The organism is Paraburkholderia sp. EG287B (genome assembly GCF_040965595.1).
In the GTDB taxonomy this organism is placed as follows: domain Bacteria; phylum Pseudomonadota; class Gammaproteobacteria; order Burkholderiales; family Burkholderiaceae; genus Paraburkholderia.
Genome location: NZ_JBFRCG010000003.1, coordinates 41,530 through 53,814, shown reverse-complemented (window position 1 = coordinate 53,814; position 12,285 = coordinate 41,530). Strand labels below are relative to the sequence as shown.

Here is a 12,285-nt window from a genome sequence, read left to right as displayed (position 1 = left end):
CGTGTCCCGGCGAATACCGGACACGCCCTTTTACTTGCCCAAGACGGGCTGCCCCGCCCCGCTCATGGCTTCGACGGCAACGGCTCGTCGTTGAGCGTCTTGAGGAACGCGATGATGTCCTGAATGTCGCTTTGCGTCATCGCGGGCTTGTCGCCGAACTTGCGGTCGAACGGCGCATCGGTCACGTCCACGTTCTTCTGGAACTGCGGCGGAATATCGTCGTACTTGTCGATCTTGCCGTCGGGGCCGCGCGGATAGAACTTGCCCGGGTCGGTATTGCGATCGTTGTAGAACGCCATCACGTCGTCGAGGTTGTGATACACGCCGTTATGGAAAAACACCGTGCGCGTGGCCGAATTGCGCAGCGTGGGCGTGAGGAACATGCCGCAGTACTGCGTCTGGTCCTTGAAGTCCGAACGGAACGGGCCGCATACGCCCATATCGAAGAAGTGCGGGTCCTTGTTCTGCGCGAGCTTGTTGTTGCGCGGCACGCCCAGCGCCTCGTACTGGTAGTCCGTGAACATGGGCGGCAGGCCGTCCTTGCCGGGCTTCGAGAGATGGCAGCCCGCGCAGTTCGCCTTGTTCGGGTCGTTGAAGAGGCGCAGGCCGCGCAGTTCCGCTTGCGAGAGGCGCGCATGGCCTTCGAGCCAGCGATCGTACTTACTGTTATACGGGTGGAACGACTGATCTTCCACCTGGTAGCGCGAGATCGCGAACATCGCCTCCGCCACCGCCAGCTTCGGGTCGCTGAAGATCCGCTCGCCGAACAGTTCCGCGAAGTGCTTCGCATACGGCGCTTTTGCGAGCTTCGTCGCCACCTGCTCGATGCTCGTGTTCGCCATTTCCACAGGGTTGAGCAGCGGGCCATACGCTTGCTGCTGCAGCGTGTCGGCGCGGCCGTCCCAGAACAGGCCGCCCTGCGGCACCATCTCCACGGAGGTCGATGCGCCGCCCGCCACCTTCTGCGACTTCACGACGTCGGCGGCGGCGCTGGCCTGCTGGACGACCGTCGGCGCGTCGTCGGCTTCACCCTGGTCGGGACCGATGCTGAAGTTCGGTTGACGGTACAGATACATGAGCGAAGGCGGCGGGCGATAACCCTGCTGGTTCATCGCGAGGCCGCCCATCTGCACGTCGTGCCCGTTGGGAGGCCCGTAGGAACGGCCGGGGCTATGGCACGAAGAACAGGACTGCTGACCGGAGCCCGAGAGCGCCGGATCGAAAAAGAGCTGCTTGCCGAGCTGCGCCATCGCCGAAAGCGGTGCGACTGGCGGGCGCTGCAGCACCACGGGGTGTGGATTCGCGCCCGTCAGGTTCTCGACGACCTCGCCCACGGCATCGGGCACGTCGGCCGGGAACGCCACGGCGTAGGCGCAGAAACCCAGTGCGCCGACCGCGATCACGGCGGCGGCGGCGCGCAGGACGATCCGCGCGGGGCTCGCCGCGCTGCGCGGTTTGGGTGAAGACGGTGTCGGCGAAGTGGAAAGCTCGGACATGATGCGATCTTTCTTTGCGTACTACCACGAAAAGGAAAAGCCGAACGCCGCGAGCAGTTGAGCTCCGCGCCGTCGATCTGATCGACGTCCGGCGTCTGATGTAAGGCGCAATTACATGTTGCATCGCCGAGAAGCGAGCGCATTACAACATCGCAAGATGACTACACGGCGACCGTTTAATTTCCGAATACTTTCAATGATTTTCAAACTCGAAAGAATCTCTGGAGGGGCCGTGTGGACTAGGTTCTGGATACGGCCCCGGATACGGTCCACGCACGGGGGCCGGGATTGAGCCCATTGCACTCCGTGCGGCGCGAGCTATAACTGAAAACACAGTGCGGATGTTCTCTGCGCGCCCGCTCGCCCCTTCTTCTTGCGCCGCGCCGCGCTGTGCCGCCCCCGAATGCGTGGGCGCGCTTCCTTCGTGAGCAGTGAGCTAAGACGTTCGGCAGCCGTGCGCTGCGCGCAGGCATCCCGACTTTCCAGAATGAGTGTGCGGCTTCAGGCTTTGCCTTTTGCTCGCGCGCACCTTCGCCGCGGCGTCACTCCGCCGTTATCCCGCAGTGACTTCGTCGTTGCCGCGAAGGCGCACTCACGAACTCGAGAAAGGAGGTTGATATGACATTACGCCTGGCATTGATCGCCACATGCGTAGCGGCCGTGGCAGCCGTTGCGCCCGGCACGGCGCGCGCGAAGGACGAACCCGTTTCGGAGCAGCGCGCGCATCAGACGATGACCGACGATGCCGATGCTTCGGCTCAGGCCAGCACCGACATGTCGTATGGCGGCACGCCCGATACGCACAGCGCCTCGGGCCATCGCACGGGCAAGATGTGCTGGCCGCGTCCCGACTGCGACGTGTTTTTTGGTCACTGAAACGCGCCCGCTGAACGAGCGCCGATGAGCCCGAGGCGGCGGCGCGCAAGATCCGCCGCCCTCGCCTCTCACACTTTCAACGCCTGCGCGCGGGCGGGTTGCCGCTTTATGCGCGCCGGGCGAAACCCACCGCGCGCCACGTAAACAGCGCCCCCGCCAGCATCAGCAGGCTCGTGCCGAGGAACACGGCGCGCATGCCCAGATGCCCGCCGACGAAGCCGCCGATCAGCGGCCCGAGCACCTGCCCCGCGAATTGCGCCGAGACCGAATAGCCGAGCACGCTGCCCGCGGCAAGATCCGGCGCGTTGTGACGAATCACCGTCGCGATGCACGGCAGCAGCGCCGCGAGCGACACGCCCATGAGAAAGCGCAGCACGACGAGTTGCCAGCCCGCCGTGACGAACGCCTGCGGTACGAGCAGTACCGCCGAGGCCGCCAGCGCCACGACGATCACTTTCGCGTGCCCTGCACGGTCCGCCACGCGCCCAAGCCGCGAAGCGGCGACGATGCTGCCGAGCGCCGCCGCCGACATCGCGAGGCCCGCGACGAACGTCACGCGCGCGGGGTCGTGCACGAGCGTCGCCACGTACACGGTGATGATGGGTTCGATCGACATGTTGGCGAGCATCAGCAGCATGCCCGTCACGAGCATGGCGACGATCGGGCGCTTGTCGGGCAGCGCCGACCAGCCGCCCTTGTGCGCCGCATGCGCTACGCGCGCGGGGCGCGGCGCTTCCTTCACGAACACGCAGGTCGCGATGAAGGCCGCGAAGATCGTTGCGCCCGCCACCCAGAACGTGGCGCGCAGGCCGATGAGCGGCGGCAGCGTGCCACCCAGCAGCGGTCCGATCAGATTGCCGGCCATGATTCCCGACGACAGCACGCCGAGCGCCCACGCCGAGCGGTGACGCGGCGTTTGCGTGGCGACGAGGATGGTCGAGCCCGACGAATAGCCGCCCGCGAAACCCGCGAGCAAACGCAGCGCGACGAGCTGCCAGATATTGCGCGACATGCCGATGAGCGACATCGTGACCGCCATGCCGAGGCTCGCACGCACGAGCATGGGCTTGCGGCCGTAGCGGTCGCCGAGGCGCCCCCACAGGGGAGCGACGAGCGCCGCCGTGAAGAACGTCGCGCTGTACGCAATGCCCGACCACTGCACGATCGCCGCGTGGCCGCGCACGCCCAGTTCCTCCACGTAGAGCGGCAGGAACGGCAGCATCAGCGTCATGGCGACGAGCGTCGTGAACGAACCCACCACGCAGACCGCGAGATTGCGCCGCCAGTGTTGCTCGACTTCGGCGTCGTGCGGGTTTTGGGGTGGTGGTTGCTGCGTGCCGGAAGCGGCAGACGAAGCCGTGGATGAAGCAGTGGAAGTCGAGTCGGACGCCCCGGCGCGATCGCGTGGCGGATCGTCGGGGTCTTCTGCGCGGGAGGTCATCGGCGGATCGAGGCAGCGGCGGGCGACGCGCTTCACCCGCTTGCCGGGCGAAGTCGCAAGGCACCTACGTTAAGCGAAGCGCGCCGCGCGTGTCAATTTTTTAAGCGTCCGCCGAAGATGGGCGCTCAGGCGCCGGCCGGCCGAAGGGACTGGCAAGAGGCGCGCCGTTCGTTTGCCGCTTATTGCACCGCCGTCTGCAGCAGCCCCACGACGCGCTGCAGCGGCACGAGCACTTCGGCGTCGATGCCATAGAGCGGGCCGAGCGTCTGCGAGACGTCGCGATAGTCGAGCCGCGTATGCCCTTCGTTGTCTTCCCAGATCACCATGCGCAGCGGCAACTCCACCGCCGCGTGCGGGTTGGCCGCCATGACGGGCGTCCCCGCCTTCGGATTGCCGAACAGGATGAGGCGCGTGCGGCGCAGGCTGAGCCCGGCGGTCTCGGCGGCTTCGCGCTGGTCGACGTCGGCGAAGATATCCGCACCCGCCTTGGCCAGCGCGGTCTTCAGGCGCGCGATCGTCGTGTCGAAGTCGTGGGCGCTCTTGAGCGCCAGCACGGACGAGGGATGTTGCCCGTATTCGGCCATGACAGACTCCTCCTATGGCGCACGGCCCGCGCGAATGCGCGATGCATGCAACGGCACTTTATCCCAGAATGCACGGCGGATGATCCAGGGCGCACGCGGGCAGGCGTCAGGCGCACGGCTTGCCGGCACGCGTCTTCTTCGCGCCATGCGACCGGGCGCCGTGCGCCGCCTGGTGCGACCACGCACGCCACCACGCCCATGCCGCGCCTGCCGAGAGCACGGCGTCAATCAGCAGATTCACACGCATGCCCGCGCCGATCGATGCGCGCCCCGCGATCATGGCGCCCGCCACGGCCACGCCGAGCGCCGCGCCGGTCTGCCGGGCGGCGTTCAGTACGCCAGCGGCGATGCCCGCGCGGCCCTGATCGACCGTCGCCATGAGCGCCGCCGTGGCCGCCGGCGTAATCAGGCTCGCGGCGAAACCGATGGCCGGCAGCGGCAAGGCCAGCAAGTCGTAGCGCGCCGTCGTGCCGCAAACCGCCGCGCCGAGATAGCCCGCCGCCGCGAGCAGGCAGGCGAGCGCGACGAGCGCGCGCGGTCCGAGCCACGCCACGGCGCGCCGCGACAGCAGACTGCCGAGCGGCACCACCACGGTGAGCGGCAGGAAGGCGAGGCCCGCGCGCAGCGGCGCGTAGCCGCGCTCCTGCTGGAGATAAAGGCTGAGCCCGAACAGCAGACCGTAGAACGTGAACGCCGAAATCATCGAGACCAGCACGGCCGCGCTGAACACGCGCTCGCGGAAGAAGCCGAGCGGCAGCATAGGCTGCGCGCGATGCTTTTCTAGCGCGACGAAGACGATCGCCGCCCCACCCGCCAGCACGAGACCGCCCACGACGAGCGGCGCACACCAGCCGTGCCCGGGCGCCTCGATGATGGCGGCATTGAGCAGCGCCAGCGCCGCGATGGCCGCGGCCTGGCCCGCCAGATCGAGCCGGCGCGGCGCGCCCGGGCGCGGCTGCGGCGCCACGCGCGCGGCCATGGCGATGCCCGCGAGGCACACCGGCACGTTGAGCAGAAAGATGCTGCGCCAGCCGACGAGCCCGATCAGCACGCCGCCCAGCAACGGGCCCGCCGCCATCGCGACGCCGCCGAGCCCGGCCCACACGCCGAAGGCGGCCGCGCGCTCGCGCGCGTTGGCGCATGCGCCGTTGATGAGCGCCATCGAGGCGGGCACGAGCAGGGCCGCGCCCATGCCCTGCAGCACCCGTCCGAGCGTGAGCAGCGCGAGGCTCGGCGCGGCGCCGCACAACGCCGAGGCCGCGGTAAACACCGCGAGCCCGGCCATATAGACCTGGCGCGCGCCGAGCCGGTCGCCGAGCGTGCCGCCCGAAAGCAGCAGGCTCGCGAACGTGAGCGTATAGGCGTTCACGACCCATTGCAGGCCGGCCACGCCGCCCGCAAGACTCGCACCGATGCGCTCCAGCGCGACATTGACGATCGAGGTGTCGAGGATCACCACGACATAACTGATGCTCGTGGCCCAGAGCACCCGGCGTTGCTGTGCGCGGCGGTGCGTCTCGTGCGTGTCGTGTATCTCGTGCGTCTCGTGCATTTGCATAGGCTCTCCCGCTACGCCGGCGCACGTTGGGCGCCGGTCACGAGCCCAGTATCGGTCGCAGGGCAGTGCCGATGCTTCGATGCGTGTCGAAACATGCGATCCTGCTCGCGCGTTACGCTATGCCTATGTTTTGGAGAAACGCATGAATGGCACGAACACGCACCCGAGGGTGTCCGCCACGGCCTTCCTGATCGCCGACCCCGCGCGCGCCGCGATGCTGATGGCGCTCGCCGACGGCCGTGCGCTGCCCGCCGGCGAACTGGCTTACGCGGCCGGCGTGACCGCGCAAACTGCGAGCAGCCATCTGGCGAAGCTGCTGGACGGCGGGCTGCTCGCCGTGGAAAAGGAAGGCCGCCACCGCTACTACCGGCTAGCGGACGCCCAGGTCGCCAGCTTGCTCGAAAACCTCGCGACGGTCGGCGCGCGCGCGCCGGTGCGCCGCAAGCCGCTGGGCCGCGAGGCGCGGGACCTGCGCTTCGCGCGCTGCTGCTACGACCACCTCGCAGGCCAGGTCGGCGTGGCGATCACGGAGCGCCTCACGGATGCGGGGCTCATCACGGCGCAAGCGGACAAACGCTTCGCGGTGACGCCCGCGGGCGAGACGTGGTTCGGCGAACTCGGGCTCGACGTCGCCGCGCTGAAACCGGGGCGCCACGGCATTGCACGCCAATGCCTCGACTGGACCGAGCGCCAGCATCATCTGGCCGGGCCGCTCGGCGTGGCCTTGCTCGCGCTGCTGTGCGAACGCGGCTGGATGCGGCGCACGCGTGCGTCGCGCGCGGTGCAGGTCACGCCGCGCGGCTGGGTCGATCTGCGCGAGCGGCTGGGCCTGACGCCCGAACTGCTGGCCGCCCACGCAGATGATTCGAACGACTAACGAATTGCACCTCGTCACGCGACGAGAAACCGCTGCGCGAGGCGCACCCAGCACGCCGCGCCGAGCGGCAGCACCTGGTCGTTGAAGTCGTAGCCGGGGTTGTGCACCATGCAGCCGCCGAACTCCCCTTCACCGTTGCCGAGCAGCAGGTAGCAACCGGGCGCCGCATTGAGCATCCAGGCGAAGTCCTCGCTGCCGTTCAAGCCCTTGGGCGCCTGCATGATGGAGCCGCCCCGCGAGAATCACGAGCGAGCCCAGCACGCCGGCCTGCGCATAGGTGGGCGCGAGCGAGATGCACAGCGTGCCCGCCACCATCCATGGCGATTCATAGCCCTCGACATGACTAGACAAATTAAAGAGGTACAACAATCACTACGACCGTGCATGCCGCAACGACGTCACGACTTGCCACAGGCATGAATTCATCGCCAATTCACGCCTCTTTACAGGGTTTTCCATGAGTCGGGATTTATGAAATTCTCTTGCGCTCAAATTCTTTTCTCTCCATGCTTGTCTATGCAAGTCGCACGAACGCAAGAACGTCCCCACGGGTCCACGGTACCCACCGACAAAGGAGCATGGTCATGCAGGCGAAGTACACCCGGCTGGCAAAAGCGCTGATTGGCGCAGCACTCGGCGTCACGCTGCTTGGAAGCGGCAGTGCCGGCGCGAAGGAATGGAAAAGCGTGACGATCGCGCTCGACGGCAGCTATGCGCCGTGGAACCTGACACTGCCCGGCGGCAAGCTTGGCGGCTTCGAACCCGAACTCGTCGAAAACCTGTGCGCGCGTGCACAAATCCAGTGCAAGCTCGTCGCCCAGGACTGGGACGGCATGATTCCGGGCCTGCAGGCGGGCAAGTTCGATGTCCTGATGGATGCGATCTCGATCACGCCCGAGCGCGAGAAAATCATTGCGTTCTCGAAGCCCTATGCGGCCACCCCGGCCACCTTCGCCGTGTCCGATCCGAAGATCCTTCCCAAGGGCGGCCCGAACACGACGCCTCTGAAGCTCGACGCCGACTCGCGCAGCAACGCGCCCGCCATCGAGTCGATGCGCAAGGCGCTGAAGGGCAAGACGATCGGCATCCAGTCGGGCACGGTCTACACCGGCTTCATCAACGCCAACTTCAAGGACGTCGCGTCGGTGCGCGTGTACAAGACCGCGCCCGAGCGCGATCTCGATCTCACGAACGGCCGCATCGACGCCACCTTCGACGACGTGACCTACTACACCGCCAACGCCGACAAGTCGCCCGTGGTGATCGCCGGCACGATGATTTCCGGTCCGATCTGGGGACCGGGCGAAGGTCTCGCGTTCCGCAAACAGGACGCCGACCTGAAGGCGAAGTTCGACAGCGCGATCACGGCGGCACTTGCCGACGGCACCGTGAAGAAACTCGCGCTGAAGTGGTTCAAGACCGACGTGACGCCCTAAGCGCCGCATCCTGGCCGCGCGCGACGCGCCTGACGCGCGCCCTCGCTTCCCCACCCGCGTGGATCCCTGCCATGTCTCTGTTATCGCTATTCAACACACTCGGCCTCGGGCCGGACGGCTGGGGTAGCGTTCTGCTCCTCGGCGCGTTGATGACGGTCGTGCTCACGCTTGCCGCATTGGCAATCGGCGCCGTGTTCGGTGCACTCATCGCCGCCGCAAAACTCTCGCGCCTGCGCGTACTGCGCGTGGTCGGCGACTGCTACACGACCGTCTTTCGCGGCGTGCCCGAATTGCTCGTCATCTATCTGTTCTATTTCGGCGGCTCTTCTCTGGTCACCACCGTCGGTCAGTGGTTCGGCGCCGAAGGATTCGTCGGCGTGCCGCCCTTCGCCGTCGGCGCGTTCGCGGTCGGCATGATTTCGGGCGCGTATCAGGCCGAGGTCTATCGCGCCGCCGTGCTCGCCGTTGCACGCGGCGAACTCGAAGCCGCTCGTGCGATCGGCATGCCGACGCTCACGCTGTTTCGCCGCATTCTGATCCCGCAGGTGCTGCGCTACGCGCTGCCCGGCATCGGCAATGTCTGGCAGCTGAGCCTCAAGGACTCCGCGCTGATTTCGGTCACCGGGCTCGCCGAGTTGCTGCGGGCGAGCCAGATCGCAGCGGGCTCGACGCACCAGTACTTCCTCTTCTTCGTCGTCGGCGGTGTGCTCTATCTCGCCATGACGGGTGTGTCGAACCGTGTCTTCGGTCGCGCCGAAGCGGTCGTCGGCCGCTCGTTCAAGCGCAACTTTGCGCGCAACTGATCGGGGAGCGCACACTCATGAATATCGATTTCGCGTTCCTGCTCGACACGATGCGCCAGCTCATCGGCGCCGTGCCGACCACGCTCGGCCTTTTCTTCGCGTCGCTCGTGCTGGGCGGCCTGCTCTCGCTCGTGATCGTCACGATGCGCGTCTCGCCGCACTGGCTGCCGAACCGTTTTGCGCGCGCCTACATTCTCGTATTTCGCGGCTCGCCGCTGCTGATCCAGATGTTCCTCGTCTATTACGGCCTCGGGCAGTTCGGCGTGATTCGCGAAAGCTTTCTGTGGCCCGTGTTGCGCGAACCCTACGTCTGCGCGGTCCTGTCGCTCGCGTTGTGCACGGCGGGATACACGGCCGAGATCATCCGCGGCGGCCTCATGGCGGTGCCCGTCGGGCAAATTGAAGCCGGCTACTCGATCGGCCTTTCCGGCTTCGCCCTGCTGCGCCGGGTGATCGGCCCGATCGCGCTGCGTCAGTGCCTGCCCGCGTATTCGACCGAAGCCGTGTTGCTCGTCAAGTCGACGGCGCTGGCTAGCCTCGTCACGGTTTGGGAAGTGACGGGGGTTGCCCAGCAGATCATTCAGCAGACCTATCGCACCACCGAGGTGTTTACGTGCGCCGCGCTGATCTACCTGTTCCTGAACTTCGTGGTCGTGCGCCTGATCGGCTTCGTCGAGCAACGGCTGTCGCGCCACCTGCGCGCGGCGCCGCCCGCCCCGCGCAAACCCGCCGCGCCGCTCGAAGCCACGCGTGCCGCGTCGTGACCCGCCGCCCTACCTGGAGAGATTGATGAATACGTCAGCACCCATTGCGCTGTCGGTGCGCAACATCCACAAATCGTTCGGTGACCATCACGTGCTCAAGGGCATTTCGCTCGACGCTCACGAGGGCGACGTCATTTCGATTCTCGGCGCGAGCGGCTCGGGCAAGAGCACGTTCCTGCGCTGCCTGAATCTGCTGGAGACGCCGGACGACGGCTCGGTCGCGCTCGCAGGCGAGGAACTCAGGATGAAGCGCCGCAGCGACGGCAAGCTGCAACCGGGCGACCGCCGTCAGGTCGACCGCGTGCGCTCGCAGCTCGGCATGGTGTTTCAGAACTTCAACCTGTGGTCGCACATGACCGTGCTGGAGAACCTGATCGAAGGCCCCATGCGCGTGCTCAAGCGCAGCCGCGCCGAGTCGGTCGAAGAAGCCGAGGCGCTGCTCGCCAAGGTCGGCCTTGCCGACAAGCGCGGCCACTACCCCGCACACCTGTCGGGCGGCCAGCAGCAGCGCGTGGCGATTGCGCGCGCGCTCGCGATGCATCCGAAGGTGATGCTGTTCGACGAGCCGACCTCGGCGCTCGACCCCGAGCTGGTCGGCGAAGTGCTGCGCGTGATGCGCACGCTCGCCGACGAAGGCCGCACGATGCTCGTGGTCACGCACGAGATGGGCTTCGCGCGCCACGTTTCGAATCGCGTGATGTTCCTGCACCAGGGCCAGGTGGATTCGGATGGCACGCCAGACGAGGTATTCGGCGAACTGAAGTCGGACCGCTTCCGCCAGTTCGTGTCGAGCCACCAGGATCGCAACGCTCACTAAACCCGCACCACGCACTCCCATGGCCATCACCCGTACCCAGCATCCACTCGACTGGCGCGCGATCGCTAGCGTCGCCGCAGGCCAGCCGCTGATCCTCGGCGCCGATGCGCAGGCGAACATTCGCAGCGCCCGTGTGCTCGTCGAACAGATCGTCGCGCGCAGCATCCGTGCGTATGGCGTGAACACGGGCGTGGGCGCGCTGTGCGATGTGATCGTCTCGCAAGACGAACAGCACGACCTGTCGCACAACATCCTCATGAGCCACGCAGTGGGCGTGGGCGAGCCGCTAGGCGCAGACGAGACGCGCGCGATCATGGCTGCGGCCATCAACAACTTCGCGCATGGCCACTCGGGGGTGCGCCTCGAAGTCGTCGAGCGTCTTGCCACGCTGCTGGAGGCGAATTGCCTGCCGGAGGTGCCCGCGTTCGGTTCCGTCGGCTATCTGAGCCATATGGCGCACATCGCGCTCGTTTGTGTGGGCGCGGGCCATGTGCGCTGGAACGGCGAGCGCCTCAGCGGCGCGCAAGCCCTGCAGCGGCTCGGCCTGCAGCCCCTGTCGCTCGGCGCGAAGGAGGGCTTGAGCCTCGTGAATGGCACGCCGTGCGTGACCGGGCTCGCGGCGCTCGCGCTTCACCGCGCGGAGCGCCTGCTCGACTGGGCGGACGTCGTGGCCGCAATGAGCTTCGAGAATCTGGGCGGCCAGATCGCGGCGTTCGACACCCGTTCGCTCGCGTTTCGTGTGTCGCCGGGCCTCGCCTGCGTGGGCGAGCGTCTGCGCGCGGCGCTCGCCGGCAGCGCGCTGCTCGAGATCTCGCTCGGGCGGCGCACCCAGGACCCGCTCAGCGTCCGCACGATTCCGCACGTGCATGGCGCCGCGCGAGACACGTTCGCGGCAACGGCCGAAGTCGTGAACCGCGAGCTGGCCTCGGTGACCGACAATCCGATCGTGGCCGGCACGCCGGAGTCGCCGCGGGTGTACTCGCAGGCGCATGCGGTCGGCGCCTCGATCGCGCTCGCCATGGACAGTCTCGCCACCGCGATTGCCCAGGTCGCGGCGATGGCCGAACGCCGCCTCGACCGTCTGGTCAACCCGCTCGTGAGCGGCCTGCCCGCCTTCCTCGCGCACGCATGCGGCACGCGTTCGGGCTTCATGATTGCGCAGTACACGGCCGCGTCGCTGGTCGCGCAGAACCGCCGTGAAGCCGCTCCCGCGAGTCTCGACGGCGGCGTGACATCGGGGCTGCAGGAAGACCATTTGTGCCATGCGACGCCGGCCGCGCTGAAGGCGCTCGCGGTCATCGAGAACAGCAACCGCATTCTCGGCATCGAACTGCTCGCTGCGGCACAAGCCTACGATCTGCAGCCGCTCGACGCGGCGCGCGCGCCCTATACGGACGCGCTCTACGCCAGCGTGCGCGCCACGCTGCCGACCTATCGCGACGACCGCCCGCTCTCCGACGACATGACTTTCGCGTTTCGCCTCGTTGCCGACGCCGCCCCGCCGCCGCTTCCCGGCCCGGCATGTGACGGCGCCGGGACCGTCTCGCGGGAAACGGAGCCAGACATGCCGCCAATCGCGCGCAATATGGCGGCCCCGGCGAGCCGCGCGGTTCCCGGCACTGTCGGCGTCTGA

The 12,285-nt window shown here is 67.4% G+C and carries 11 protein-coding genes and 1 pseudogene; 7 read left to right on the top strand and 5 right to left on the bottom strand.

Annotation, left to right across the window (positions count from 1 at the left end; translation table 11 throughout):
* Nucleotides 1-62: 62 nt before the first annotated feature.
* Complete coding sequence (locus AB4Y40_RS05565; protein ID WP_368686767.1) at nucleotides 63-1,496, bottom strand: cytochrome-c peroxidase; 1,434 nt, start codon at nucleotides 1,494-1,496, stop codon at nucleotides 63-65.
* Between the two features lie 618 nt (nucleotides 1,497-2,114).
* On the opposite strand from AB4Y40_RS05565, the gene AB4Y40_RS05560 reads away from it, so the two are divergent.
* Nucleotides 2,115-2,372, top strand: coding sequence for a hypothetical protein (locus AB4Y40_RS05560; protein WP_368686766.1), 258 nt, complete (start codon nucleotides 2,115-2,117; stop codon nucleotides 2,370-2,372).
* Between the two features lie 106 nt (nucleotides 2,373-2,478).
* On the opposite strand, the gene AB4Y40_RS05555 is transcribed toward AB4Y40_RS05560, so the two are convergent.
* From AB4Y40_RS05555 to AB4Y40_RS05545, 3 genes are all read right to left on the bottom strand, one after another.
* Nucleotides 2,479-3,813: a multidrug efflux MFS transporter gene (locus AB4Y40_RS05555; protein ID WP_368686765.1), complete on the bottom strand. Its 1,335-nt coding sequence runs from the start codon at nucleotides 3,811-3,813 to the stop codon at nucleotides 2,479-2,481.
* A gap of 179 nt (nucleotides 3,814-3,992) precedes the next feature.
* A complete protein-coding gene (locus AB4Y40_RS05550) occupies nucleotides 3,993-4,397 on the bottom strand; it encodes a DUF302 domain-containing protein (protein ID WP_368686764.1) in 405 nt (134 codons plus the stop codon).
* A gap of 106 nt (nucleotides 4,398-4,503) precedes the next feature.
* On the bottom strand, nucleotides 4,504-5,955 hold the full coding sequence (locus tag AB4Y40_RS05545) for an MFS transporter (RefSeq protein ID WP_368686763.1): 1,452 nt from the start codon (nucleotides 5,953-5,955) through the stop codon (nucleotides 4,504-4,506).
* A 142-nt stretch (nucleotides 5,956-6,097) separates the two neighbouring features.
* On the opposite strand from AB4Y40_RS05545, the gene AB4Y40_RS05540 reads away from it, so the two are divergent.
* A complete protein-coding gene (locus AB4Y40_RS05540; protein WP_368686762.1) occupies nucleotides 6,098-6,832 on the top strand; it encodes an ArsR/SmtB family transcription factor in 735 nt (244 codons plus the stop codon).
* Nucleotides 6,833-6,846: 14 nt separating this feature from the next.
* Here the strand turns inward: AB4Y40_RS05540 and AB4Y40_RS05535 are convergent.
* Nucleotides 6,847-7,050: pseudogene (locus tag AB4Y40_RS05535) on the bottom strand (amidohydrolase); the annotation flags it as partial.
* Between the two features lie 366 nt (nucleotides 7,051-7,416).
* On the opposite strand from AB4Y40_RS05535, the gene AB4Y40_RS05530 reads away from it, so the two are divergent.
* From AB4Y40_RS05530 to hutH, 5 genes are all read left to right on the top strand, one after another.
* Entirely contained in the window at nucleotides 7,417-8,268 is an 852-nt protein-coding gene (locus AB4Y40_RS05530; protein ID WP_368686761.1) for a transporter substrate-binding domain-containing protein, read from the top strand.
* Nucleotides 8,269-8,339: 71 nt separating this feature from the next.
* On the top strand, nucleotides 8,340-9,071 hold the full coding sequence (locus AB4Y40_RS05525; protein WP_368686760.1) for an ABC transporter permease: 732 nt from the start codon (nucleotides 8,340-8,342) through the stop codon (nucleotides 9,069-9,071).
* Nucleotides 9,072-9,088: 17 nt separating this feature from the next.
* Nucleotides 9,089-9,835: an ABC transporter permease gene (locus tag AB4Y40_RS05520; protein ID WP_368686759.1), complete on the top strand. Its 747-nt coding sequence runs from the start codon at nucleotides 9,089-9,091 to the stop codon at nucleotides 9,833-9,835.
* Between the two features lie 25 nt (nucleotides 9,836-9,860).
* Nucleotides 9,861-10,652, top strand: a complete 792-nt coding sequence (locus tag AB4Y40_RS05515) for an ABC transporter ATP-binding protein (protein WP_368686758.1) — start codon at nucleotides 9,861-9,863, stop codon at nucleotides 10,650-10,652.
* Nucleotides 10,653-10,671: 19 nt separating this feature from the next.
* A complete protein-coding gene (gene hutH, locus AB4Y40_RS05510) occupies nucleotides 10,672-12,285 on the top strand; it encodes a histidine ammonia-lyase (protein WP_368686757.1) in 1,614 nt (537 codons plus the stop codon).

Excerpts from the sequence above, each read along its gene's own strand:
- AB4Y40_RS05565 (WP_368686767.1), bottom strand. The coding sequence starts at position 1,496 with ATGTCCGAGCTTTCCACTTCGCCGACACCGTCTTCACCCAAACCGCGC.
- AB4Y40_RS05560 (WP_368686766.1), top strand. The coding sequence starts at position 2,115 with ATGACATTACGCCTGGCATTGATCGCCACATGCGTAGCGGCCGTGGCA.
- AB4Y40_RS05555 (WP_368686765.1), bottom strand. The coding sequence starts at position 3,813 with ATGACCTCCCGCGCAGAAGACCCCGACGATCCGCCACGCGATCGCGCC.
- AB4Y40_RS05550 (WP_368686764.1), bottom strand. The coding sequence starts at position 4,397 with ATGGCCGAATACGGGCAACATCCCTCGTCCGTGCTGGCGCTCAAGAGC.
- AB4Y40_RS05545 (WP_368686763.1), bottom strand. The coding sequence starts at position 5,955 with ATGCAAATGCACGAGACGCACGAGATACACGACACGCACGAGACGCAC.
- AB4Y40_RS05540 (WP_368686762.1), top strand. The coding sequence starts at position 6,098 with ATGAATGGCACGAACACGCACCCGAGGGTGTCCGCCACGGCCTTCCTG.
- AB4Y40_RS05530 (WP_368686761.1), top strand. The coding sequence starts at position 7,417 with ATGCAGGCGAAGTACACCCGGCTGGCAAAAGCGCTGATTGGCGCAGCA.
- AB4Y40_RS05525 (WP_368686760.1), top strand. The coding sequence starts at position 8,340 with ATGTCTCTGTTATCGCTATTCAACACACTCGGCCTCGGGCCGGACGGC.
- AB4Y40_RS05520 (WP_368686759.1), top strand. The coding sequence starts at position 9,089 with ATGAATATCGATTTCGCGTTCCTGCTCGACACGATGCGCCAGCTCATC.
- AB4Y40_RS05515 (WP_368686758.1), top strand. The coding sequence starts at position 9,861 with ATGAATACGTCAGCACCCATTGCGCTGTCGGTGCGCAACATCCACAAA.
- hutH (WP_368686757.1), top strand. The coding sequence starts at position 10,672 with ATGGCCATCACCCGTACCCAGCATCCACTCGACTGGCGCGCGATCGCT.